The following is a 24016-nucleotide window of genomic DNA, read 5'->3' on the forward strand; positions in this document are numbered from 1 at the left end:
CTCGATGAACAAATCCGCAAACGATGCGCAAATCGAAATCCGCGTGGATGACCTGCTAGGAGCTGAGATCGCTGCCCTGCTCGAAGCACATCTGGATCACATGCGATCCATCTCGCCGCCTGAAAGCGTGCATGCGCTCGATCTGGAAGCACTCAGGAAACCTGAAATCACATTCTGGACCATGTGGCAGCACGGCAAACTGATCGGCTGCGGTGCCTTGCGCGAAATCGATCCCGTGCATGCAGAGATCAAGTCCATGCACACCCCCGCCGCCAACCGAGGTCAGGGATTGGGCCGCCGCATGGTCGAGCATATCCTGAATGTAGCCCGCGAACGCGGCTACGAGCGCCTCAGCCTTGAGACCGGCGCGACCGATGACTTTCTTCCCGCACGCAGTCTGTATGCTTCATTCGGCTTCGTCCCCTGCCCGCCTTTTGGCAATTACGTCGAAGACCCATTCAGCACCTGCATGACACTTGAACTGGATAACGCGTCATGAGCGACACCAAAAAAGGCCCACCCGAATACGGTTTCGCGACCCGCACCATACATGCGGGTGCGCAGCCGGACCCGGTTACCGGCGCTCGCGCCACGCCGATTTATCAGACCACGTCCTATGTGTTCGATGACATCGAACATGCATCGGACCTGTTCAACCTGCAGACCTTCGGCTTTATCTATTCTCGTCTGACAAACCCGACGGTGTCGGTGCTCGAAGAACGCATCGCCAATCTTGAAGGCGGCCGTGCCGCCGTCTGTGCCGGCTCCGGTCATGCGGCGCAGTTCCTGACCTTCTTCACGTTATTGGAACCCGGCGACGACTTCATTGCGTCGAAGAATCTGTATGGCGGCTCGATTACCCAGTTCGGCGTAAGCTTCAAACGGCTGGGCTGGAATTGTACGTTCGTTGACTGCACCAGTCCTGAAAACATCAAGGCCGCGATCACGCCGAAAACCAAGGCGATCTTTATCGAGGTGCTGGCCAATCCCGGCGGTGTCGTACTCGACCTCGAAGCCATTGCCGCCATCGCCAAGGACGCGGGCATCCCGCTGATCGTCGACAATACACTGGCGACGCCGTATCTGTGCCGCCCGTTCGAATGGGGCGCGGACATCGTCTGTCATTCCATGACCAAGTTCCTGCAGGGCCACGGCACATCGGTCGGCGGTGTCATCGTCGAGAGCGGCAAGTTCGACTGGACGTGCGCCAAGGGCGGGCCCGGCTACCCGACCATGACGGAACCGGATCCGGCCTATCACGGCCTGACGTTTTACGAGACCTTCGGTGATTTCGGCTTCACCATGAAGGCCCGTGCGGTCGCACTCAGGGATTTCGGCCCGGCGTTATCGCCGACCAATGCCTTCAACACGCTCACCGGGACCGAGACGCTGCATGTCCGCATGGACCGGCATGTGGAAAATGCGCTCAAGGTCGCGGCATTCCTGGAAGGACACCCAGCCGTCGACTGGGTCAGCTACGCCGGGCTGAAGTCCAGCCCGTATCACGACCTGGCCAAAAAATATCTGCCCAAGGGTGCAGGAGCGGTATTTACCTTCGGGCTCAAGGGCGGGTTCGAAGCGGGCGTGAAGATGGTCGAAAAGATCAACATCTTTTCGCACCTCGCCAACATAGGCGACACCAAATCACTGATCCTGCATCCGGCGTCGACAACGCACCGCCAGTTGACCGACGAGCAGCGCGAAGCCGCCGGTGCAACCAATCAGACGATACGGCTTTCCATTGGGCTTGAGGATGCGGATGACCTGATCCGCGATCTGGATATGGCAATGAGCGACTGATTATTCCGCAGGCTGTGCTGCTGCACCTGCCCGACGGTCAGACGGCAACAGCAATCCGGCAATCACACCGACCAGCGAAATGCCCGCCAGCACCGTGAACAACAGGTGAAACTCGCCCGAATAGTCGAACAGCATGGCTTCGAGTTGCACACCGAGCGCTGAAAAACCGATAGCCACGATGAACTTGCAGCCGAACGCCAGCGCACGGCGGTGCGGGGGAATATATCTGGCAAGGATGACATTTTCGGCAGGCAAGGCACCGTTATTGGACGAGATCGTCATCACCGCGATCAGGATCACCAGCGGACCGGCTGCATCGGCAAGCAAAATCAGTAACGGAATTTGCACAGCGAACGCGCCGATATAGACCAGCTTCGGCGAGGTCCTGTCGGCAAGCCAGCCGCCCGCGAACTGCATCAGGCCGGCAATAAAGAAGACCCCTGCAACCAGCGTCGAGATACCGAAAACGCCGCTTGAAAACAGATCTTCAAGCCGCATCTGAAACGTCTTGGGCAGACCGGCCTGTGTCGCCTGATAGATGACCCCCGTACACAGCATGGAAACCGCCAGAACCGCGAACACCCGTAACGCGTCGCTCTTTTCGGCGGGCGGTGTCGGTGTACGGTCGCCTTTACTCTCAACGATGACACCGCGCGCGACGAGAAAAATGAAGTACAAGCCCGTGAGCAGAATCAACACACCCGGAATAATGAACACGGCGCGCCAGCCCATCAGGGTGATGATGGTCCCGGCCGTGAGGGCTGCTATCGTCGGCCCGAGCGCACCGAAAATGCCATTGATGCCGAGTGCCGTGCCACGATTTTTCGCATTACGGATCAACCAGGCAATCCCTACCGGGTGATAGATCGAGGCACAAAGCCCGGTCAGCGCCAGCGCCGCCATAATCTGCCAAGGGGCCACCGCGAACCCGGTCAGAATCATCGAAACACCGGTGCCGATATAGAACAGCGACATCATCGGCACGGCACCGAACCTGTCGCCCAGCCAGCCGGCGGCGGGCGCACCGAACCCGAACAACATCCCGCCCATGACAGCCAATTGGATCGCCTCGCCATGGCTCAGGCCCAGTTCATCCTCAAGCGTCAGCACCGCCACATAGTAGAGCGGCTGAAACAGGTGGCTGTAAGTATGGCCGATACTGGAAAAAATCAGCGACAAACGGGCAGAACGGGCATCCGTGGTCATGGATTGAAATCCTCGTCTTTCATTGGCCCTATTACATAACGTCAGGCGTCACGCTTACAAAGGGCCATTTCCCGCAAAAAATGGCCCGGTTCTCAGAAATCCAGTGCCGTTATAATCTTTGAGAACACATCCAACGTATCGCGTTCACGAATATGGCGCCCATCCACAACCTGGCGCTTACCGGCAATCCAGACTTCCTGAATGCAAGGCGAGTTCCCGCTGAAAATCATGGAGTCGATCATCCGGTCGCCACTGCGCCCGACCAAAAGCGGGTGTGACGGATCGAGCACGACAAAATCCGCCCGGCAACCCAGTCCGATCTTGCCAAGCCTGCGGCCCGAGGCCTGTGCACCGCCTCTGAGCGCATCGTCATAAAGCCGCATACCCGTCGATTCACCCGGCCCGGCGGCAGCAAGATTTCGCCTGCGTTTGATCAATCGCTGCCCGTATTCGAGCCAGCGCAATTCCTCGACCACACTGATCGAGATATGGCTGTCGGAACCGATACCGAAACGCCCGCCCTGCTCGAGATACGGCAGCAGCGGAAAAATTCCGTCGCCCAGGTTCGCTTCGGTCGCCGGGCACAAACCGACAACGGCACCGGACCCGGCAATCTGCGTTACTTCTTTTTCCGTCAGATGCGTGGCATGGACCAGACACCAGCGCGGCCCGACATCGAAATTTTCCATGACCCATTCAACCGGCCGCAGTCCAGTGAACTCGACAGACTCGCTAACGTCTTTTTCCTGTTCGGCGACATGAATATGGATCGGCGCATGCGCCTCCAGTGCGCTCAGGCCCTCGATAACCTTTCTCATTCCCTCCGGTGTCACCTGACGAGGGCTATGCGGCGCAACGCCGATGTGGACCTGCGGATCGGCGGCGTGAATGGCATGCACCGCTTCGATAATGCCGACAAGTTGATCCGGATTGGAAATAAACCGCCGCTGACCCGGATTCGGTTCGCGCCCGGCGTAACCGCCCGTTTCATAAAGCACCGGCATAAGCGTGATCCCGATTCCGGCACGTGTCGCGGCACGGATCAGCGCCATCGACATTTCCGCCGGGTCCGCATACGGCACCCCACCCGGACCGTGGTGCACATAATGAAATTCGTTAACCGCCGTATAACCGGCCTTCACCATCTCGACATACAGTTGCGATGCGACGGCTTCGAGAATTTCCGGTGTTACCATTTCGGCAAATCGATGCATGACATCGCGCCATGTCCAGAAACTGTCCTCGGCCCCTGCGCCCGATGCGCGGTATTCACTCAGGCCCGCCATGGCACGTTGATGCGCATGTGAATGCAGGTTCGGCATCCCCGGAATTGCCGGCCCCGGCAGTCTGGCCATCAACTCGGGTTCAAACGCCGCATTGACCGAAATATCCGAGATATGGCCTCTGGCATCGACACCGATCGCGACATTCCGCGCCCAGCCCTCTGCGAGAAGTATATTGTCCGCAAATACCGTTACGCCTTTTGTCATACTGGGTCCTTGTTTCAGATCGTCAGACTGGTCAGGTGACCTTCACGTGATAATCTCTGTATCGCCGGGTGACAAGGAGGTCGCATGACATCGCTGAAGCAATATATGGTTTTCGGGGTATTTTTTCTTTGCATGGCGTTGTTAGCGCCAAACGTATCGGCAAAAACCGATCTGGTCATCGGCATTACGCAATACCCGTCGACGTTTCACCCGAACATCGATTCCATGCTGGCGAAATCCTATGTGCACGGGCTGACGCGCCGTCCGATCACGGCGATTGATGCGCAATGGAAAACCGTGTGTCTGCTTTGTGTATCCCTGCCGACACTTGAAAACGGCGGCGCAAAACTGGAAAAAACCGCCGACGGCAAAGACGGCATTGCGGTCACCTACAGCATCATCGAAGACGCGGTCTGGGGCGATGGCACCCCAATCTCCGTCGACGATGTGATATTCACGTGGGAGGTCGGCAAGCACCCGAAATCCGGCGTTGCCTCGAGCGAAGGTTACCGTCGCATACTTGCGATAGACCGCGTCGACAACAGAAAGTTCACCATGCACGTTGACCGCCGCACTTTCGACTACAATGACATCTCGACGATGAGCCTTCTGCCGGCGCATATCGAACGTAAGAAGTTCAGAGAACCTGAAGCCTACAAAACGCAAACCGCCTTTGACACCGATCCCATGAACCCCGGTCTCTATATGGGCCCATACCTCATGACACAGGCGAAGACCGGTTCGCACATGGTCTTCGAGCGCAATCCGAAATGGTGGGGCAAAAAACCGGCTTTCGATAAAATCACGGTTCGCGTTATCGAAAACACGACGACGCTGGAAGCGAATTTGCTGTCAGGTGGAATCGACATGATTTCAGGCGGTCTGGGACTCAACGTCGATCAAGCACTGGCTTTCGAGAAACGCCACGGTCGTAAATTCACGGTCCTCTATAAGCCGGGACTTGTTTACGAGCACATTGACCTGATGTTCGACAACCCCGTCCTTCAGGACAGGCGTGTACGACAGGCCCTTATGTATGCCATCGACCGCAGCGCCATCTCGGTGCGTCTGTTTGGCGGCAAGCAGCCGGTTGCAAATTCAAGCATCAACCCGCTCGATTGGGTCTATGCAGAGGACGTGCCGACATACAGTTTTGATCCTGCGAAAGCCGATGCCTTGCTGAACGACGCTGGCTGGACGAAGAACCAGGACGGCATGCGCATGAATGCCGCCGGTGATCCGCTAGTGTTCGAGATCATGACCACGGCTGGCAACCGGACCCGTGAGCTGGTTGAACAGGTTCTGCAAAGTCAGTGGAAAGCCGCCGGTATTAATACCCGTATTCGCAATGAGCCTGCACGTGTGTTCTTCGGCGAAACGGTGACCAAGCGGAAGTTCCCGGCCATGGCCATGTTCGCCTGGATTTCGGCGCCGGAAAGCGTGCCGCGCACGACCCTGCATTCAAATGAAATCCCGACAGAGGACAACAACTGGAGCGGCCAGAACTATACCGGCTTCAAAAATGCCGAGATGGACATGCTGCTTGAACAAATCGAGGTCGAACTGGACCGCGACAAGCGCCGCGAACTCTGGCGGCGTCTGCAGCATATATACGCGACCGAACTTCCGGCACTGCCGCTATACTTTCGGGCTAATTCCTACATCCTCCCGAAGTGGCTCTCCGGATTGGAGCCGACCGGCCACCAGTTCCCTCCGACGCTTTGGGTCGAGAACTGGGCGGTGAAGAAATAGCGGTCTTTCCAGCAATCCTGTCTCATTTACTTTCGGTTCCCGCCGAGGCATGCCGGGTGCTAGTCTGAACCATGTCCGCGTTTCTGATCCGCCGCACCGTACATTCCCTGATCGTGCTGTTCGTCATGTCTGTCATCATCTATGGCCTGATCGGCCTGATGCCGGGGGATCCGATCGACCTGATGATCTCCGCCGATCCTAAAATCACATCGGAGGATGCGGCCCGGCTTCGCGCTATCTATGGCCTCGATCAACCCTTGTGGTCACGATATGCGAACTGGCTTGGCGCTGCACTGACGGGAGACTTTGGGTATTCAAGGCTGTATGCGCAACCTGTCTGGCAAGCAATCTGGCCTGCCTTGTCGAACACATTGATCCTGCTGATTACCAGTCTCGCGCTGGCCCTGGCGATTGCGCTTCCGGCAGGCATCTTCGCCGCCACGCGGCCATACTCACTGGCCGACTACGGCATCAATCTGGCGGCCTTTGCCGGTATCTCCATGCCGCCGTTCTGGCTTGGCATTCTGCTTATCCTCGTTTTCGCCGTAACCCTGGGCTGGCTACCGGCAGGCGGCACAGCGGATTCCGCCGGTGTCGCCGGGCTTTGGGAACGTCTGCAATATCTGATCCTGCCCGTCGCCAGCCTGACCATTGCCGGCATCGGTGGGCATACCCGTTACATGCGCGCCTCGATGATCGAGACCCTGCGTCAGGATTACATCCGCACCGCGCGCGCCAAGGGATTGAGCGAAAGCCGAATCGTCCTCGGACATGCGCTGCGGAACGCCATGATCCCGGTCGTCACGGTGATCGCCCTTGATCTTGGCGTGCTGTTCTCGGGCGCACTGATCACTGAAACCGTGTTTGCATATCCGGGCATGGGCAAGCTGATCTATGACGCCGTCATGGGGAACGATTACAATCTGGCACTTGTCGGACTGTTACTGGCGACGGCACTGACGCTGATCGGCAATCTGCTTGCCGATGTCGCATATGCCGGACTAGACCCCCGCATCAGCTACGAGGAGATGGATGCATGAGCAACAGCACCACCCTCGCCTTTGAAACACCGGCCCGTGCCTTACTGGATCGCTTCATGCGACACCGGTTGGCCGTTGCCAGCGCCATTGTTCTTTTCGTGCTCGTTGTCTTGTCGTTGTTGGCCCCGGTCATCGAAACGCTGCTCGGCGTCGATGCCGAGGCCGTCGATCTATTTCTTCGGTATGCACCTTCATCTCCGGCGCATCCGCTCGGCACCGACGAACTTGGCCGCGATGTCCTGGTCAGGCTGCTTTACGGAGGACGGGTTTCATTGTTCGTCGGGCTGACGGCAACCATCGCCGCGGCCATTATCGGCACTGCCGTCGGATTGGGTGCCGGTTACGCAGGTGGGCGTATCGATGCCCTGATTATGCGCGTTACTGACGGTGTGATTGCCCTGCCCGTGCTGCCGCTCCTGATTGTGCTGGCTGCCGTCGATCTTGGAAAACTGGGGCTATCGACGAGCCTGCTCGGCTCCGAGAACCTCAGCCTGTACCGGATCATCGCCATCGTCGCGCTGGTCGGGTGGACGACCGTCGCCCGGCTTGTGCGGGCTTCAACCCTGAGCCTCAAGACCCGCCCCTACATACTCGCGGCGCGGGCCCAGGGTGCCGGTGCGATGCGTATAGTACTCAGGCACATCCTGCCCAATCTGGCGTCCCCGATCATCGTCGCCACGACATTATCGGTGGGCAATGTGATTTTACTTGAATCGGTGTTGAGCTTTCTCGGCCTCGGCATACAGCCGCCACTGCCGAGCTGGGGCAACCTGCTGACCGGCGCGCAGGAAACCATATGGGAATCCCCCGGCCTTGCGTTCTATCCCGGGCTGCTGATTTTCGTGACCGTAATTGCTTTCAACTTTGTCGGCGACGGCCTGCAGGATGCTCTTGATCCCCGTGCACGAAACAGAAGAGCGGCAGACAGGCATTAACCGATCCGCCGCTCATCAAAACAGCATACGTACGAAATAGTACGTATGGCTTAGTGCGACATAAGCACCGCGACGGTTGCCTGTTCCATCAGCGTATCCGTCACGCCGCCCAGCAACAGTTCACCCAGCCGCGAATGACCGTAACCACCCGACACGATCAGGTCGGCGCCATAGTCCGCCGCTTCGTTCAGCAACGTGGCACCAATGTCGCCACCGACCGATTTACGGTGGTCTGCCTCGGCAGTGACGCCATGGGTTGCCAAGAACGCCGCAAGATCCGCACCAGGAAGATCGCCCAGGCCGTAACGGCCCGGTTTCGGATCTACGGCAAGCACCTTCACAGATGAAGCGGTTTCCAGGATCGGCAAAGCATCGCGAATGGCACGTGCAGCATGAGCGCTACCGTCCCAACCAACAACGACACGATCACCAATGCTGGCTTTTGGAGAAGCAGGCGGAATAATAATAACCGGGGCGCCAGAGCCGAGAACAATCCTGTCAGCAACTTCACGGGCATGCGCGACCGCGCTATCACTCGCGGGCTGTGCGATCATCACCATATCGGCATAACGCGCATGCATGCAGACGGTTTCATCGACCGGTTCGCGCCAGTCACCTTCGCGATAATCGTGGGAGATGCCATTCGCTTCACATATTTTCTCAAACATGTCCGCTGTATTCTTTGCACTTTCCTCGACATGCGACTGATGCGCCGTAATTACTTCTGCGGGAAGTTGGGCGATGACATATGTCGGCATGTCATATGGGACCCCGGCAAACAAGCCGACAAGCCTTGCCTGATGACGTTCAGCCAAGCCGACCGCAGCCTCAACGACCGCTTGGCCACTATCGGCCCCGTTTAAATGTACAAGAATATCCTTTACCGCCATGTCACTCTCCCTTTCCCGATCACCTAACTGGCTTGGCTTATTGAACTAATATGGCCGAATTCTAACCATGATATAGATCAATTCTAAATTTTCTTCCTTGCAGGCCCAGAAAAGAAGGGCCAAGGATAACCTAGATTTAATCTGTCAGCGTTAGCTACATCTCTTTACTGGAGGACACTATGACCGCCATCGGCAATTCCGCGCAAGCCCGTGATATCGCCTATCACGTACACGGCTATACCAATCTTAAGGCACACGAGGAAAAAGGTCCCTTGGTGATCAATCGTGGTGCCGGTATTCGTGTTTTCGACGATAGCGGCAAAAGCTATATCGAAGGGCTTTCCGGACTTTGGTGCGTCAGCCTCGGTTTCGGCGAGCAACGCCTGATTGACGCCGCGACCGAAGCCATGGGCCGGCTTGCCTATTATCACGGCTTCAATCACCGTTCTGCGGACGTGGTCATCGATCTGGCTGAAAAGCTTGTTTCGATCGCCCCCGGGCGCTTGTCCAAGGTATTGTTCGCCAACTCAGGTTCGGAAGCGACCGATCTCGCCGTGAAACTGATCTGGTATTATCACAACGCCATCGGCAAACCGGAAAAGAAAAAGATCATTTCACGCCTGCGCGGCTATCACGGTGTCACTGTGGCCTCGGCCAGCCTGACGGGGCTCCCGCATCTGCACGGCGATTTCGATCTGCCGATCGACCGCATCCTGCACACAACCGCGCCGCACTATTACCGCGAAGGCAAGGATGGTGAAAGCGAGGAGGAATTCGCCACCCGCTGTGCCGAGGACCTGGAAAAAATGATCCTCGACGAAGGTCCCGATACCGTCGCCGCGATGTTCTGCGAGCCTGTCATGGGTGCCGGCGGAGTCATTATTCCGCCGAAGACCTACTATGAAAAAATCCAGAAGGTTCTGAAGAAGTATGACGTACTGCTGGTTGCCGACGAAGTCATCAACGGTTTCGGACGCACCGGCAACATGTGGGGAACGGAAACTTTCAACCTCGATCCTGATTTCCTGTCCTGCGCAAAGCAGTTGTCGTCCGCTTATCTGCCGATCTCGGCGCTGATGATCTCCGACAAGGTTTATCAGGCACTGGTCAGTCAGAGTGAGAAGCTCGGCATCTTCGGGCACGGATCGACCTACGGCGGGCATCCTGTTGCCGCTGCAGTGGCGCTGGAAACCCTGAAGATCTACGAAGAACGCGACATTGTCGGGCATGTCCGGTCCGTCATGGGCCATTTTCAGGATCGAATCGCCAAATTGGGCGAGCACCCGCTTGTCGGGAACGCGCGCGCTTGCGGTTTGATGGGGGCCCTCGAAGTGATGAAGGACAAGGCATCGAAAACACCGTTCGAGGCTTCCGACAAGGTCGGGCCGGCAGTTGAAGCCCGATGCCTTGAAAACGGGTTGATCGTCCGCGCCATCGGCGACAATCTCGCCTTCTGCCCGCCACTCATCACGACGGATGAAGAAATAGACGAAATCTTTGATATTGCTGCAAAATCTCTCGATGAGACAGAAGCCTGGGTAGTCGAACAAGGCCTACGCGACGCATAATCTTCATGTGCCGCGATAATCCGTTCATGGACTTGTAACGTATTCAGGACTATATACATGGACGTAACCGGAGTGAGCAATGTACGCCGATAACACCCTGACACCGAAAGAAGCGACGCGGCTGTGCGCCCTTGGCATCCTTGCCGACGGGCCGATAGCTTATGCCGAACTTGCCGCCGGGGTGCGCCATTTCGTGACCCACGTCATGGGGCCTTCGCTGGATGTATTGGGGACGTCCATTGAGCTGCTCAAGCATGAAGGTCTGGTCACGCCGATATCCGGGGAGAAAGACAAGGCCGTACTGGAAATCACCCATGAGGGCCAGGCTGAGCTGAAGGTTCTCCTCAAAGCCCGAATCAAAACGGCCGAGAATGACCTGAACAAACTGGTCATCGCTCTGAAGTTCCGTTTCATGGACCTGCTGAATGAAGATGAACGCTTATTGCAGCTCGATCTTCTGTCGGATTCCGTTGAGAATGAACTGGCCCGACTTGAGGATCTTCGCGCTTACCATGCCGAAGATTCGGTTCATCTGGTCGAGTGGCTGGATCGTGAGATCGAAGATCTCGAACGCCGTCTTGATTGGCTCAAGGCTAAGCGCGAGCGGGTTTAAGCCGCCAGAATTTCCGCGTCGGTACAGCCGACAATCATCCTGAGCTTCCGCATGGGGTCCTTGTAACCCGCCACCGCGCAATGCATGGATTGCCGATTGTCGAGGATCGCAAGTTGCCCTTTCGACCACTTGTGTGTGTAGCGGAATTCCGCCTTGAGTTCGTGCTCGAACAATTCTTCCAGTAAGGCATCGCTTTCTTCCGGCGCCATGCCCTTGATGCTCATGGTAAAGCCGGGATTGACGTAAAGGATTTTCCTGCCTGTCCGCGGGTGCGTGCGCACCACCGGATGCTCGACGTCCGGCGTTTTCTTGCGCTGCTCTTCGTTCAGGTTCGTCACCGCCTCGCCGCCCCGGTAACCATAGCGGTGAATACCGACCAGACCTTCGATCCGCTTTTTCATGGCGTCCGGCAATGCGTCATAGGCGAGTTGCGTGTTCGCGACCATGGTATCGCCGCCGTCTGTCGGCACATGCGTCGAATAAAGCATGATCGCATCCGACGGGTGCGCGAGATAAGACTGATCGGAATGCCAGAATGCCCCCGCCGGTTTCTTGGTCGTGCGACTTTCCTGATTGCCCATGTTGGCGGTAATGACCGACATTTCGGACGACAACGGGTGGTGATACTGATCGAGGATATGCGGCTGCAGCGGCCCGAAGCCACGGCCTAGCGCCAGTAGCCACGCCGGGTCCTCGGCAAGATCGTTGATAACGACAGCCGTATGCTCGGCCAGTGCATCCTTGATGGTCTCGATTTCATCGGATGTCAGCGGCTTGTCGGTGGAAACGCCCGAAACAACAGCGCCGAAGGCTTCATTTTCTAACGGCGTGACTTCGATCATCCATCCTACTCCGCTGCCTGTTTCAATCGTTCGATCTGCGAGACATCGCGCACAGCACCTCGGGACGCCGACGTCGCGAGCAGGCCGTATGCTTTCAACGCCTGCGACACCACCCGGTTCCGCTTCGGCTTCCAGGCTTCCGGTCCCCTGGCGTTCATGGCATCGCGGCGGCGCTGCATTTCGGCATCGTCGATAAGCAGGTTCACTTTACGTGACGGGATATCGAACTCGACGATGTCTCCCTCTTCGATCAGACCGATAGCACCGCCCTCGGCCGCTTCGGGGCTGACGTGACCAACGGAAAGGCCGCTGGAGCCGCCGGAGAAGCGTCCATCCGTAATCAGCGCGCAGTCCTTTCCAAGCCCCATCGACTTGATGTAGCTGGTCGGGTACAGCATTTCCTGCATCCCCGGGCCGCCCTTGGGGCCTTCATAGACGACGACAACCACATCGCCTTTTTGAATTTCACCCCCCAGGATCTTGGCAACCGCTTCGTCCTGGCTGTGACAGATACGCGCCGGCCCCTTGAACGTCAGGCATTCCTTAGGCACACCGGCCGACTTCACAACGCAGCCTTCGAGCGCAATATTGCCGTACAGCACACCAAGGCCCCCATCCTTCGAATAAGCATGCTCGACGGATCGGATGCAGCCGTTTTCACGGTCTGTATCGAGCGAATTATAGCGCTTGGATTGGCTGAAAGCCTCAACCGTGCGCACGTTTCCGGGCGCCGCCAGATAGAACTTGCGAACGTCCTCGTCATCACTGCGCATGATATCGTACTTGTCGATGGCCTCGCCGATGGTCGGCATATGCACCGTCGTACTGTCCCTGTGCAGCAAGCCGGCCCGGTCCAGCTCCCCCATGATGGCGAGAATACCGCCGGCACGATGGAAATCTTCCATGTGATAGAGGTTCGTCGAGGGTGAGAGTTTCGACAGGTGCGGCACCTTGCGCGACAGACCGTCAATGTCGTGAATGCCGAAGTCGACCTCGCCTTCCTGGGCCATGGCCATCAGGTGCAGGATCGTATTGGTCGATCCGCCCATGGCGATGTCCACCGTCATGGCATTTTCGAAACCGCGCCGGTTGGCGATATTGCGCGGCAGGACGCTTTCGTCATCGTTTTCATAGTAGCGCTTGGTGATATCGACAATCGTCCGGCCGGCGCGCAGGAACAGCTCCCTGCGATCCGAATGCGTCGCTAGCACACTGCCGTTGCCCGGCAACGCCAGACCGATCGCCTCGGCGAGACAGTTCATGGAATTGGCCGTAAACATCCCCGAGCAAGATCCGCAGGTCGGACAGGCGGAACGTTCGTATTTCAGTGCGTCTTCGTCGGATGTTTCCGGCGCGGCAGCATGGATCATGGCGTCGATCAAATCAGCCTTCTGTTCCTTGCCGTCGACGTCCATTTTGCCCGCTTCCATCGGCCCGCCTGAGACGAACACAGCGGGGATATTGAGGCGCATGGCAGCCATCAGCATGCCCGGTGTGATCTTGTCGCAGTTGGAAATGCAGACCACGGCGTCGGCGCAATGCGCGTTGCACATGTATTCGACGGCGTCGGCGATCAGTTCACGCGACGGCAACGAATACAGCATGCCGTTGTGCCCCATGGCGATCCCGTCATCGACGGCAATGGTGTTGAATTCCTTGGCGACACCGCCCGCAGCTTCGATTTCGCGTGCAACGAGCTGGCCCAGGTCCTTGAGGTGCACATGCCCCGGCACGAACTGGGTGAACGAGTTGGCGATGGCGATGATCGGCTTGCCGAAATCATCATCATTCATGCCTGTGGCGCGCCAAAGACCGCGCGCGCCGGCCATGTTTTTGCCATGCGTAGAAGTGCGTGAACGATAATCGGGCATTTCATATCCTCCCAGGATATATGTCGTTGTTAATCGGCAATCTAATCGACGCTGACAGGGCTTTCAATCCGATTGCCGGGCTTCAGGCGTGGTGCCGGTGGACCTTCGGTGTATTTCTCTCCCCAGTCGCGGAGCGCCAAAAGTGCAGGTTTCAACGCCAGCCCCCGTTCGGTCAGGGAATAAACGGCGCGCGGCGGATGTTCCGAATACAATTTTCGTTCCACAACGCCCGCTTCTTCCAACGTCTTGATACGTGCCGATATGGTATTCGGCGCAATCCCCGACAAGGAATTTTGCAGATCCTGAAAGCGTCGTGGCCCCTGCATGAACAGATCGCGCAGGATCAGGATCGTCCAACGTTCCCCAATGATATCGAGAGTGCGTGCAACCGGGCACTTCGGATCGAGTGTCTTGCTCATTTGAGGAATATAACACTTGCCCCTCATAATTAATAGTAACTATTATTTCTATAGTTACTAATTGTCAAGGATGTCCGCCATGCTTTCAGTCACGCCGATCTACCTTGCCTGCGCCGTCGCCCTGTATTCGTTCATGGCATTTACCATCATCGGTCATCGTCGCCGACGCCGGATTTCCATTGGTGATGGCGGCAAACAGGACTTTGCGCGCATTATCCGCGGACACGCCAATTTTGCCGAATATGCACCGCTGGCACTTCTGTCCATCGGCGTTGCCGAGCTGAGCGGCGTCATGCCCGCTGTCCTGCATACCTGCGGCATCATGTTGCTGCTCGGCCGCGTCCTACATGCCTGCTGTTTCCTGTTCACACCGATCGGCATGAGACTGCGCGTTGCCGGCATGGTGCTGACCTTTTTCGCACTCTGGACAGCCGCCGCCTCGGCATTAATCATGGTTCTCGCCTGAGCAGCATTGCCAGACCGGCTTGGAGGTTGATAATCGCCCGTGGATAAATGACCTACGGGAGAGCACCTTGTTCGGACGCAGCAAAGAAGAAACCAAACTCAACGTCGACTTCTGCCGGGCGCAGTTTCCATCTCAGTGCTGGGAATGGGCCTTTTTCGAGAATGCCGGCGGCAGCTTTGTGCCGAACAGCGTCATTCAGCGCCTGACGGCTTACATGACCGAATGCCAGGTGCAACCGGGCGGCCCCTTTCCTGCCGGCGCGCTGGCGCAGGAACGCATGGATACGGGGCACCGTAGCATGGCCGACATGATCGGTGCCGATGTGGACGAAGTCGTGATCGGTCCGTCGACCTCAGCCAATATCGATGTCCTTTCGCGTTCGCTACGTCCACTATGGCAAGAAGGCGATGAGGTGATCGTCACCAACCTCAATCACGAAGCCAATTCCGGTCCCTGGCGCAGACTTGCCGAGACCGGCATCCGCATTGTCGAATGGCCGGTCAATCCGGATACGGCGCAGCTTGATATCGATCTCCTCGACCGTTTGCTGAGCGAGAAAACACGTCTCGTCGCCCTCCCCCATGTTTCGAACATCACCGGCGATATCTGTGACGTAAAGTCGATCACGAAACGCGTGCACGAAGCCGGTGCGCTGGTTTGCGCCGACGGGGTCGCCTATGCGCCACACCGCTTTGTCGATGTTAAAGACTGGGATGTCGATTTCTACGCTTTCAGTCTCTACAAGACCTATGGGCCGCACATCGGCCTGCTGTATGGGAAGAAAGACCTGCTGCTCGAAGCGAAAAGCCGACACCACTACTTCATTCCGGAAACAGCAACATCGTACAAGATGAATCCGGCCGGGCCGCAGCATGAAATTATCGCCTCGCTGAGCGGCATTTCAGATTACATCAATGCCGTCGCCGCCGAACACCTGGATGATCTACCCAATGATCTGTTTTCCAGAACACGTGCTGTGTATGAGTTGTTTACCCGCCACGAAGGCGATCTGGCTAAGATTTTCATCGATTGGGCGGCCTCAAAGGGCAATGTCCGGCTGATCGGCCGCGAGAGCGCGGACACCGGCGCGCGTGCGCCGACATTTTCTTTTGTCGCAGAGGGCAAAAGCTCGGAATCTATCGCGCTGGGTGTATCGGCAGATAAAATCGGCATACGGCACGGCGATTTTTATGCCCGGCGCCTCGTAGAGGCCGTCGGCATCGATGCAGATGACGGTGTCGTCCGCTGTTCCATGGCGCACTACAACACGCTCGAGGATGCTGAGCAGCTGGTGGCCGCTCTGGACAAGGTCGTTTAAGCCCCTTCGCCGAAACTAAGTGCACCCCTGCTTTTACGGGCTTTCTTGAGCAGGTCCTCGTATTCATCGGCCTCGGCGTTGAGTTCTTTTTCCAGGCGTTTGATACGACGGTTGAGGCTTTCGATCCGGCCCAGGATTTCCCGGCGTTTTTTGGCTTCGCGGCGTTCCGACCAGTTGCGAATCCGCCAGTCGCCGACGGCAAGGATAAGCAGAATACCGGCCAATCCGCAGATCACGGCACCGACCAGATATTCGATCTTGTCCATGCTCGCGACCGTGCCCCAAAACCCGATGGTAATCATCGATGACGCGGCAACGAACAGCACCCGCTTGGAATGCAGTTCGTCGTGCTGTTGTGACATTTCCGCCTCGGCAACGGCGATGGCGATTTCCGAGCGCGCCATCTGCTTCCACTTGTCGAAAGACATGCCCTGTTCATCCTTGCGGCCCTCGCGAATGAATTGCTCAAGGCGCGCAACGATGTAATCGGCGCGGTCTTCTGCGGTTGAATTCGCCGACAAGGTTGGTGCGGGTGCAGACTTCTCCATCGTGTAAGTATAACAGAATCTGCTTACCAAGTGGTTATCAGGGGCTGGAACGAAAACGGCCCGGCGAATCTGCCGGGCCGTCGTATTCAGCAATAACCGGAGTGGATCAACCGATCCCCTCGTTGAACAGGTGCACGTCGCGCTGCGGGAACGGGATTGAGCAACCGGCATCTTCAACGGCGGCCTTCGCCCCCTTGTTCAGCGACCAGAGCGCATTCCAGTAATCGGCCGTGTTCACCCAGCAGCGGATGTTGATATTGACCGAGCTGTCGGCCAACGCCATGACCATGGTCATGGGCGCCGGCTCTGCCAGCACCAGATCATTATCTTCCATCAGCTTCTGCAGGGCGTTCTGTGCATCGTCGATGTTGTCGTCATAGGCAATCCCGACAACGATATCGATACGCCGCGTCGGATTGCGGCCATAGTTGGTAATCACCTGATTCCAGATTTGCGAGTTCGGCGCCATGATGTAGATGCCGTCCGCTGTCTTCAGCTCACTGGTAAACAGACCTATTTCGACGACAGTGCCGGAAAGCGAACCGGCAGCAACGAAGTCACCGACCTTGAACGGGCGCAAGATCAACAGCATCACACCGGACGCAACATTCGCCAGTGTTCCCTGCAGGGCCAGACCAATAGCCAGACCTGCGGCACCCAAGACGGCGATGATGCTGGTTGTCTCGACGCCGAACTGGCCCAACACGGCAACAATAACGAAAGCCAGAATGGTCCAGCGTACGATATTCGACAGGAACGGCCGCAGGGTCGAATCCATGTTCGGGACTTTCCCTAGACCGCGGTCGACAACACTCCGGACCCATCCGGCCGCCATCCAGCCGATGATCAGGATCGCCAGGGCGCCGAATACATCAATCCCGTAGACCGTAACAATTTCAATCACCTGATCGGCGATTGCCTGCATGTCTTTATCCATATCCATAACCCCTTGTTGAGCCCTAAATATTCAGAGGACAAAAGCGTCAGCCAACGGCGGAAAGTCGGTTGTGTGCTTCTTCAAGCTTTTCACGGACCTGTTTGGCCTCAGCCAAGCGCTCACGTTCTGTTTCGATAACATCTTCAGGCGCGTTGGCAATAAATTTCTCATTGCCGAGCTTGCCCTCGAAACGCTGGATTTCCTTATCCTGTTTGGCAATCTCGCGTTCAAGGCGTGCCCGTTCCGCATCAAGGTCGATCACCTCGGCTATTGGCAGGATAATCGTCGCCTCATCGAGAACATCCTGAACGGCGCCTTTCGGCACTTCGCCCGTCAAAACATCCGCATTTTCCAGGCGCGCCAAACGCAAAATCAGATCACGGTGCGTCTGCAGGAACGCCTCTGCCTGCTTGCCGGGGTCTTTCAGGAACATCGGCACTTTTGCCGACGGCGGAACGTTCATTTCCGAACGCACCTGGCGGATTTGCGTAATCAGGCGCACGACCCAGTCGATTTCGGCATCCACCGCCTCGTCAATAAGGGCATCGTCGTATTCAGGCCATGCGGTTTCGATCAACCGCTGCGTCCTGTCTGACGTAATCGACTGCCATAAATCCTCGGTAATGAACGGTATGACCGGATGCGCCAGCACCAGCACCTGATCCAGCGCCCATGCCGCGGTGGCCCGCGTCTCCGCCTTCGCCGCCTCATCATCGCCCTGCAACACGGGCTTGATGAGTTCCAGATACCAGTCGCAGTATGTCCCCCAGGTAAACTGGTATAGCGCGCTGGCGATATCGTTGAAACGATACCCTTCGACGGCTTCGCGGGTCTTGTGTTCGCATTCAACGACCTTGCCGACGATCCATTTGTTCAAGGGTTCCGTCACGGCCGCCGGATCGAACGTATCGACCGGCTTGCACTCGTTCATCTCGCAGAAACGGGCTGCGTTCCAGATCTTGGTGCAAAAATTCCGATACCCTTCGACGCGGCTTTCCGACAACTTCACATCCCGGCCCTGGGCGGCGAACGCCGTCAGGGTGAAACGCAGAGCATCGGCACCGTATTTCTCGATCAGTTCCAGCGGGTCGATGACGTTGCCCTTCGATTTCGACATCTTCTGACCGTGCTCGTCACGCACAAGGGCATGGATATAAACCGTATGGAACGGGACTTCGTCCATGAAATGCAGGCCCATCATCATCATCCGCGCGACCCAGAAGAAGATGATGTCAAAACCCGTGATCAGCACATCGGTCGGATAATAGCGATCCAGTTCCGGTGTCTGTTCCGGCCAGCCCAGCGTGGAAAACGGCCACAACGCCGATGAAAACCACGTATCCAGCACGTCAGGATCGCGTGTCAGCTCGATATCCTGACCAGCCGCATCGCGGGCAGCGGCTTTAGCGGCTTCCTCGCTTTCCTCGACGAAGACCTCGCCATCAGGGCCGAACCAAGCCGGAATCTGATGGCCCCACCAGATTTGACGCGAAATACACCATGGCTGAATATTGCGCATCCATTCGAAATAGGTGTTTTCCCAGTTCTGCGGCACGAACTTGGTCTTGCCTTGCTCGACCGCCGTAATTGCCGGTCCGGCAAGAGTCTTGGCGTCGACGAACCACTGGTCCATCAGCCACGGTTCGATGGCGACACCTGAGCGGTCGCCATACGGAATCGTCATCGGATTGTCTTCGATTTTTTCCAGAAGACCCAACTGCTCCATTTCTGCAACGACCTTGTCGCGCGCCACGAAACGGTCGAGCCCCTGATAAGCTTCCGGCACGTTTTCATTCAGGTGCGCATTGGCATCCATGACGTTGACCATCTTCAGATGGTGACGTTTGCCGACTTCGAAGTCGTTGAAGTCGTGCGCCGGCGTCATTTTGACAGCACCAGTACCTTTTTCCGGATCGGCATAATCATCTGCAACGATCGGCAACTTGCGCCCGACGATCGGCAGGATGCAGTTCTGTCCGACAAGGTCCTTGTAGCGCTCATCTTCCGGATGCACGGCGACACCGGTGTCGCCCAGCATGGTTTCGGGGCGTGTCGTACCGACAGTCACGTATTCGCCTTCACGTCCCTCGATAGGGTATTTGAAATACCACATCTTACCGACGGTTTCGCGCTGTTCGACCTCAAGATCTGAAATTGCCGTATGCAATTTCGGATCCCAGTTAACCAGGCGCTTGTCGCGGTAAATGAGACCTTCCTTGTACAGCTGAACGAAGACCTTGGTTACCGCTGCTGAAAGGCCATCATCCATGGTAAAGCGTTCACGTGACCAGTCGCACGACGCGCCCAGACGGCGCAGTTGCGATGTAATTGTCCCGCCGGATTCCGCTTTCCACTTCCAGACACGATCAATGAACTTCTCACGGCCGAGATCGTGACGGTTCATGCCTTCCTCGGCCATTTGCCGCTCAACAACCATTTGCGTGGCAATCCCGGCATGGTCGGTCCCTGGCTGCCACAACGCATCGCGGCCCTGCATCCTGCGATAGCGGATCAGGATATCCTGCAGCGTATTATTGAGGGCATGGCCCATATGCAGGCTGCCAGTGACGTTCGGCGGTGGAATGACAATCGTGAATGGCTCGGCATTGGCACGCGAACCGCCAATAGCGAAATCACCGTCACTTTCCCATTCTTCGTATCGTTTCCGCTCGATCTCGTCTGATCGATAGGTTTTTTCCAGCATAGCCGGAGGCCTCCAGTCGTCGCCGTTGCATGAAGCGCATGGTTTTAGCGCCGCCAACCGGTCGGATCAACGTTTACAGTTAAATTTGGAAAGCTTTAGCTGTCGAGCCGTTCCGCACGGTTGATCATTTTGTCGATTTCTTTCTTGACCAACCGTTCGATCAGGTACGGTAAGTTCCGGTCCAACCACTCGCGCAGGATCGGCTTGAGCATTTCCCTGACCATGGTTTCAAGCGTTATGTCGTGGCTTCCGCCCACAGACAGGTCACGCTGATCAAGGATTGCCTTTGCCAATTCGGAGAGCATATCCGCACCCGACTGGAATGTCGGTGTCGACACCAATTCCGGCATCGCCACCATATCCGGTGTGAGTTGCAGTATTTCCTCCATTTCCGAAGGCATCGGGGGTGGAGGAGGCGGTGGTGGCGGTGGTGGTGGCGGCGGTGGCGCCATTACAGGTTCTGGTTCTGGCTCAGGTTCCGGCATCGGCTCGGGTTCCGGTTCAGGAGCAGGCTCGGGTTCCGGCATCGGCTCGGGCTCGGGTTCAGGGGCAGGCTCTGGCTCAGGGGCAGGCTCTGGCTCAGGGGCAGGCTCTGGCGCAGCAGATGCTTCTTCGCCACCTTCTTCATCCTCTTCCTCGGCAAGAATGCGTCGGATCGAGGCGAGGATATCCTCCATCGAAGGTTCGGCGCCGTCTTCTCCGGCTGCGTTAGCTTCTTCGCTCATGCGCGGGTCTAGCCCCTTGTTTAAGTTAACAATCCCTAGAAGATGGCCTAAAGACGGTTAACAAACCGTAATCATAACGAAAACTTCGGGACTGTCGCCCCCGAGCTTCATTAGTTATTTAACGCCACCCGAGCTGGTTCCCCCGAACCACTTGTCCCGGACTTCATTATAATGTTCACGCGGATCGTATAGATCGACCGAAAGCCCTAAATCCTTTGCTGTCAGCCGGCCCAACGCCGACATAAGTTCATAGGCAGCAACAAGCTCGTCACGCTCTGAGCGGACATGAGAAACCCGCGAATCCAACAGTTCCTGCTCGGCATCAAGAATATCGAGAACCGTACGGGAACCAACCGCTGCTTCACGCTGCACACCTTCAAGGGCAACAATACTTGCTTCTATCTGAGTCTGGAAGGCATCTACTTGCGCACGTGCCGTGACCAAGCTTTCATAGGCCTGTGTCCCTGCTTCTGCAGCATCCCGCCTTTCCGTATCGATCACCAACGTACTTTCAGCCGCATCCTGACGGGCCTGACGCAGGCGTGAATAAACGCCCCCCTGCTGATAGATCGGGATCGTCAAATTAAGCGTAACCGCATGGGTGGTCCGGGCGCTGGTCTCTGTCGAGGTTTGCAATTCACGTGTGCTGCTGGCGGTCAATTCAAGTTCCGGCAGCAATTCCCCCCAAACCTCGTCGACATTGTCCATGGAAGAACGGCGGTCAAACTCCGCAGCAATCACGCCCGGGTTATTGACGACCGCAATGCGCACCGCTTCTTCAGCACTCACCGGAAGATCGCTGACACGTTCCGGCAGCCTGAGCGTCGCCGGTGCCGGTTCTCCCACTATATTCAGGTAATTGGCCCGTGACGTTTCAAGATCACCGGCTGACTGGATTCGATCGGCTTTCGATCTGGCAAGACGTGCCTCGGCTTGGTGGACGTCGGTGCGTGTAATTTCCCCAACTTCAAAACGATCACGCGTTGCTTCTAGCTGTCGCTGCAGAACCTCTTCGTTGTTCTGGTTCAGTCGAAGCACCGCCTGATCACGGTATACGTTCAAATAAGCCGTGGCAGCCTGAAGCAAAATATTCTGCTCAGTATCCAGCAACCTTGCGCGTGCCGCGCGTATATCGTTCTCAGCACCGCTTGTCGCCGCCAAGGTCCGACCGCCGCGAAACAACGGTTGCGTCACCGAAACCCCAAGGTCCTTCGGGCGGCGGCTTTGGTTGCGATCTGTACCTGTTGAGGTGTTGCTAGCTACAGCTTCAGCTCCAAGGGAGGAAGTGACCTCAACACTTGGGCGCCAATCAGCCAGTGCCTGCGGCACGCTTTCATCGGTACTCCGCAATCCGGCACGCGTTGAAAGCAACGTCGGATTATTCAGATAAGCCTTGGCCAGCGCATCTTCGATTGTTTGCGCCATCACGGGCTGGGCACACAGTCCGACAAACGCAGCAAAGGTCAGTGAAGATGCGATGATCGCGGTTTTATTCATAGTGCATCAACCTATACAGCCCAGATTAGGTAACACGACGTTGGCCTTAATTCCCAGAAAACAACACGGGTAAATACCACCCGCGATTAAGGCTTTATGAACCATAAGGGAGTCAGAAGCCCGCACTCAGGTCAAGTTTCTCATTTAGTACAACAATAATAAAGGCTTACCCGCACCATTCAAAAGCGCAGCAACAAAATAAGTGCGAATCGCTATCGATAAATTTTTGCCGTGAAACCATGGGCTTGGCTAATCTTAGAAGGAAAATACGGCCTCTTTTTCAAATCCCGGAAGTACCGGTTCCACAGCGTCGAATATTTCACGTTTTGAAACTACATCGCCAAAACGGGTCACCAGGACACCGCGGCCAACCGGCTTACCGGGCTGCATCTCGACACAAACCAGCCGTCCGCCATCTCCCAACTGTTTGGCAATTCCTTCCGGAACCTCAGGAACGGCACCATCGATATAGATCAGATTATACGGCGCATCTTTCGGATGCCCCTCGGCCAAAGTACCATCGACAATGGCGACGTTATCAATTCCAAGTTCCCCCAAGTTGCGCTCGGCTTTGGAGCGCATGGAGTTGTCGCTTTCTATGGCAATCACCGTGTCGACCAGCTTTGCAAGGACGGCGACCCCATATCCGGTCCCACATCCGACCGCCAAGGCAACATCGCTCTTTTTAACTTCTGCAACGTCCAGCAGACGGCCCAGCACCATCGCTTGCATCAGATAGCGGCCGTCTTCGATTAAAACCGTTTCATCGGAATATGCGAGCATTTGCCGGGCAGCCGGCAAGAACATTTCACGAGGCAGCGATCCCATAGCCGCAATCACGTTTTCATCGGTCACGCGGTTAGGCAGAATCTGGCTGTCGACCATATTCCGGCGAGCTTTTGCATATTGCGCATCATTCATGCGGACAACCCTTCAACAAAAGATGGGAGCACGGATTTCAACACATCCCGCGAAATCATGCCGTCCAACGATTTATAGGTCTACACGACCCGGAAAACAACTCAGTGCGGCATTTCCAGGCCGTGAAAAAAAATTGCCTGAAATCAGCACATGGATTGCTTGACCCCCGGCAATGTTACGTCTAATTTCCCGCGTCGTCGCCAAGCGGGTTATCCTGAATGACGGATTGTCGTCAGGCGGCGGGAGGTCAACGCGGAACGGCGCGGTGGCGGAGTGGCTACGCAGCGGCCTGCAAAGCCGTGTACACCGGTTCGATTCCGGTCCGCGCCTCCAAGCCCTGATCCGGCTTAGCTCAGTTGGTAGAGCACCTGACTGTTAATCAGGTTGTCGCAGGTTCGAGCCCTGCAGCCGGAGCCAATTTCAAAGGAGATAGCCCAGAGCGGGTTATCTCCTTTGTTATTTCTCCATCATGCC

At 56.8% G+C, this 24016-nt stretch carries 21 protein-coding genes and 2 tRNA genes; 11 read left to right on the forward strand and 12 right to left on the reverse strand.

The genetic code is table 11. From position 1 onward, the window contains the following. The first annotated feature begins 4 nt into the window (after positions 1-4). Positions 5-499: a GNAT family N-acetyltransferase gene (locus L2D14_12735; protein WNJ98732.1), complete on the forward strand. Its 495-nt coding sequence runs from the start codon at positions 5-7 to the stop codon at positions 497-499. Further along, positions 496-1800: an O-acetylhomoserine aminocarboxypropyltransferase gene (locus tag L2D14_12740; protein ID WNJ98733.1), complete on the forward strand. Its 1305-nt coding sequence runs from the start codon at positions 496-498 to the stop codon at positions 1798-1800. The genes L2D14_12735 and L2D14_12740 overlap by 4 nt, the downstream gene beginning before the upstream one ends. On the opposite strand, the gene L2D14_12745 is transcribed toward L2D14_12740, so the two are convergent. Further along, on the reverse strand, positions 1801-3006 hold the full coding sequence (locus L2D14_12745) for an MFS transporter (protein ID WNJ98734.1): 1206 nt from the start codon (positions 3004-3006) through the stop codon (positions 1801-1803). Positions 3007-3098: 92 nt separating this feature from the next. After that, entirely contained in the window at positions 3099-4496 is a 1398-nt protein-coding gene (locus L2D14_12750) for a formimidoylglutamate deiminase (protein ID WNJ98735.1), read from the reverse strand. Between the two features lie 84 nt (positions 4497-4580). On the opposite strand from L2D14_12750, the gene L2D14_12755 reads away from it, so the two are divergent. From L2D14_12755 to L2D14_12765, 3 genes are all read left to right on the forward strand, one after another. Further along, positions 4581-6248 (forward strand): peptide ABC transporter substrate-binding protein, encoded by a 1668-nt coding sequence (locus L2D14_12755; protein ID WNJ98736.1) that lies wholly within the window; start codon positions 4581-4583, stop codon positions 6246-6248. Positions 6249-6319: 71 nt separating this feature from the next. After that, complete coding sequence (locus L2D14_12760; protein ID WNJ98737.1) at positions 6320-7288, forward strand: ABC transporter permease; 969 nt, start codon at positions 6320-6322, stop codon at positions 7286-7288. After that, positions 7285-8223 carry an ABC transporter permease gene (locus L2D14_12765; protein WNJ98738.1) on the forward strand — a complete coding sequence of 313 codons (939 nt, stop codon included), beginning with the start codon at positions 7285-7287 and terminating at the stop codon, positions 8221-8223. The genes L2D14_12760 and L2D14_12765 overlap by 4 nt, the downstream gene beginning before the upstream one ends. A gap of 50 nt (positions 8224-8273) precedes the next feature. Here the strand turns inward: L2D14_12765 and L2D14_12770 are convergent, their stop codons facing one another. After that, a complete protein-coding gene (locus tag L2D14_12770; protein ID WNJ98739.1) occupies positions 8274-9113 on the reverse strand; it encodes a universal stress protein in 840 nt (279 codons plus the stop codon). A gap of 179 nt (positions 9114-9292) precedes the next feature. On the opposite strand from L2D14_12770, the gene L2D14_12775 reads away from it, so the two are divergent. Both L2D14_12775 and L2D14_12780 read left to right on the forward strand, forming a co-directional pair. Beyond that, the gene (locus L2D14_12775; GenBank protein WNJ98740.1) at positions 9293-10681 is read left to right on the forward strand and encodes an aspartate aminotransferase family protein; all 1389 of its coding nucleotides are present in this window, start codon (positions 9293-9295) and stop codon (positions 10679-10681) included. 79 nt (positions 10682-10760) lie between these two features. Further along, positions 10761-11294, forward strand: a complete 534-nt coding sequence (locus tag L2D14_12780) for a hypothetical protein (protein WNJ98741.1) — start codon at positions 10761-10763, stop codon at positions 11292-11294. Here the strand turns inward: L2D14_12780 and L2D14_12785 are convergent. The 3 genes from L2D14_12785 to L2D14_12795 are packed head-to-tail and all read right to left on the reverse strand — an operon-like array spanning position 11291 to position 14426. Continuing rightward, positions 11291-12136 (reverse strand): TauD/TfdA family dioxygenase, encoded by an 846-nt coding sequence (locus tag L2D14_12785; protein WNJ98742.1) that lies wholly within the window; start codon positions 12134-12136, stop codon positions 11291-11293. The two genes, L2D14_12780 and L2D14_12785, sit on opposite strands and share 4 nt — an antisense overlap. A gap of 5 nt (positions 12137-12141) precedes the next feature. Next, positions 12142-14007, reverse strand: a complete 1866-nt coding sequence (ilvD, locus tag L2D14_12790) for a dihydroxy-acid dehydratase (protein WNJ98743.1) — start codon at positions 14005-14007, stop codon at positions 12142-12144. Positions 14008-14048: 41 nt separating this feature from the next. Continuing rightward, on the reverse strand, positions 14049-14426 hold the full coding sequence (locus L2D14_12795) for a helix-turn-helix domain-containing protein (GenBank protein ID WNJ98744.1): 378 nt from the start codon (positions 14424-14426) through the stop codon (positions 14049-14051). Positions 14427-14505: 79 nt separating this feature from the next. Here L2D14_12795 and L2D14_12800 point away from each other — a divergent pair, with 79 nt between their 5' ends. After that, positions 14506-14892, forward strand: coding sequence for an MAPEG family protein (locus tag L2D14_12800; GenBank protein WNJ98745.1), 387 nt, complete (start codon positions 14506-14508; stop codon positions 14890-14892). Positions 14893-14959: 67 nt separating this feature from the next. Beyond that, positions 14960-16210: an aminotransferase class V-fold PLP-dependent enzyme gene (locus L2D14_12805; protein ID WNJ98746.1), complete on the forward strand. Its 1251-nt coding sequence runs from the start codon at positions 14960-14962 to the stop codon at positions 16208-16210. Here L2D14_12805 and L2D14_12810 read toward each other — a convergent pair. The 6 genes from L2D14_12810 to L2D14_12835 form a co-directional block, all read right to left on the reverse strand. Continuing rightward, positions 16207-16731, reverse strand: a complete 525-nt coding sequence (locus L2D14_12810) for a hypothetical protein (GenBank protein ID WNJ98747.1) — start codon at positions 16729-16731, stop codon at positions 16207-16209. The genes L2D14_12805 and L2D14_12810 overlap by 4 nt on opposite strands. 133 nt (positions 16732-16864) lie before the next feature. Then, entirely contained in the window at positions 16865-17695 is an 831-nt protein-coding gene (locus tag L2D14_12815; protein ID WNJ98748.1) for a mechanosensitive ion channel, read from the reverse strand. A 46-nt stretch (positions 17696-17741) separates the two neighbouring features. Next, positions 17742-20399 carry a valine--tRNA ligase gene (locus tag L2D14_12820; GenBank protein ID WNJ98749.1) on the reverse strand — a complete coding sequence of 886 codons (2658 nt, stop codon included), beginning with the start codon at positions 20397-20399 and terminating at the stop codon, positions 17742-17744. A gap of 95 nt (positions 20400-20494) precedes the next feature. After that, on the reverse strand, positions 20495-21124 hold the full coding sequence (locus L2D14_12825; protein WNJ98750.1) for a DUF2497 domain-containing protein: 630 nt from the start codon (positions 21122-21124) through the stop codon (positions 20495-20497). A 114-nt stretch (positions 21125-21238) separates the two neighbouring features. Next, positions 21239-22621 (reverse strand): TolC family outer membrane protein, encoded by a 1383-nt coding sequence (locus tag L2D14_12830; GenBank protein ID WNJ98751.1) that lies wholly within the window; start codon positions 22619-22621, stop codon positions 21239-21241. 255 nt (positions 22622-22876) lie between these two features. Beyond that, complete coding sequence (locus L2D14_12835; protein WNJ98752.1) at positions 22877-23542, reverse strand: protein-L-isoaspartate O-methyltransferase; 666 nt, start codon at positions 23540-23542, stop codon at positions 22877-22879. A gap of 259 nt (positions 23543-23801) precedes the next feature. On the opposite strand from L2D14_12835, the gene L2D14_12840 reads away from it, so the two are divergent. Beyond that, positions 23802-23875: transfer RNA gene (locus L2D14_12840), tRNA-Cys, on the forward strand. Between the two features lie 8 nt (positions 23876-23883). Beyond that, positions 23884-23959, forward strand: a tRNA-Asn gene (locus L2D14_12845). Positions 23960-24016 lie beyond the last annotated feature (57 nt).

Source organism: Thalassospiraceae bacterium LMO-JJ14 (genome assembly GCA_021555105.2).
Taxonomy (GTDB): Bacteria; Pseudomonadota; Alphaproteobacteria; order Rhodospirillales; family Casp-alpha2; genus UBA4479.

Excerpts from the sequence above, each read along its gene's own strand:
- L2D14_12740 (WNJ98733.1), top strand. The coding sequence starts at position 496 with ATGAGCGACACCAAAAAAGGCCCACCCGAATACGGTTTCGCGACCCGC.
- L2D14_12765 (WNJ98738.1), top strand. The coding sequence starts at position 7,285 with ATGAGCAACAGCACCACCCTCGCCTTTGAAACACCGGCCCGTGCCTTA.
- L2D14_12795 (WNJ98744.1), bottom strand. The coding sequence starts at position 14,426 with ATGAGCAAGACACTCGATCCGAAGTGCCCGGTTGCACGCACTCTCGAT.
- L2D14_12760 (WNJ98737.1), top strand. The coding sequence starts at position 6,320 with ATGTCCGCGTTTCTGATCCGCCGCACCGTACATTCCCTGATCGTGCTG.
- L2D14_12835 (WNJ98752.1), bottom strand. The coding sequence starts at position 23,542 with ATGAATGATGCGCAATATGCAAAAGCTCGCCGGAATATGGTCGACAGC.
- ilvD (WNJ98743.1), bottom strand. The coding sequence starts at position 14,007 with ATGCCCGATTATCGTTCACGCACTTCTACGCATGGCAAAAACATGGCC.
- L2D14_12825 (WNJ98750.1), bottom strand. The coding sequence starts at position 21,124 with ATGAGCGAAGAAGCTAACGCAGCCGGAGAAGACGGCGCCGAACCTTCG.
- L2D14_12800 (WNJ98745.1), top strand. The coding sequence starts at position 14,506 with ATGCTTTCAGTCACGCCGATCTACCTTGCCTGCGCCGTCGCCCTGTAT.
- L2D14_12755 (WNJ98736.1), top strand. The coding sequence starts at position 4,581 with ATGACATCGCTGAAGCAATATATGGTTTTCGGGGTATTTTTTCTTTGC.
- L2D14_12820 (WNJ98749.1), bottom strand. The coding sequence starts at position 20,399 with ATGCTGGAAAAAACCTATCGATCAGACGAGATCGAGCGGAAACGATAC.
- L2D14_12785 (WNJ98742.1), bottom strand. The coding sequence starts at position 12,136 with ATGATCGAAGTCACGCCGTTAGAAAATGAAGCCTTCGGCGCTGTTGTT.
- L2D14_12735 (WNJ98732.1), top strand. The coding sequence starts at position 5 with ATGAACAAATCCGCAAACGATGCGCAAATCGAAATCCGCGTGGATGAC.
- L2D14_12770 (WNJ98739.1), bottom strand. The coding sequence starts at position 9,113 with ATGGCGGTAAAGGATATTCTTGTACATTTAAACGGGGCCGATAGTGGC.
- L2D14_12750 (WNJ98735.1), bottom strand. The coding sequence starts at position 4,496 with ATGACAAAAGGCGTAACGGTATTTGCGGACAATATACTTCTCGCAGAG.
- L2D14_12745 (WNJ98734.1), bottom strand. The coding sequence starts at position 3,006 with ATGACCACGGATGCCCGTTCTGCCCGTTTGTCGCTGATTTTTTCCAGT.
- L2D14_12815 (WNJ98748.1), bottom strand. The coding sequence starts at position 17,695 with ATGGATAAAGACATGCAGGCAATCGCCGATCAGGTGATTGAAATTGTT.
- L2D14_12830 (WNJ98751.1), bottom strand. The coding sequence starts at position 22,621 with ATGAATAAAACCGCGATCATCGCATCTTCACTGACCTTTGCTGCGTTT.
- L2D14_12775 (WNJ98740.1), top strand. The coding sequence starts at position 9,293 with ATGACCGCCATCGGCAATTCCGCGCAAGCCCGTGATATCGCCTATCAC.
- L2D14_12780 (WNJ98741.1), top strand. The coding sequence starts at position 10,761 with ATGTACGCCGATAACACCCTGACACCGAAAGAAGCGACGCGGCTGTGC.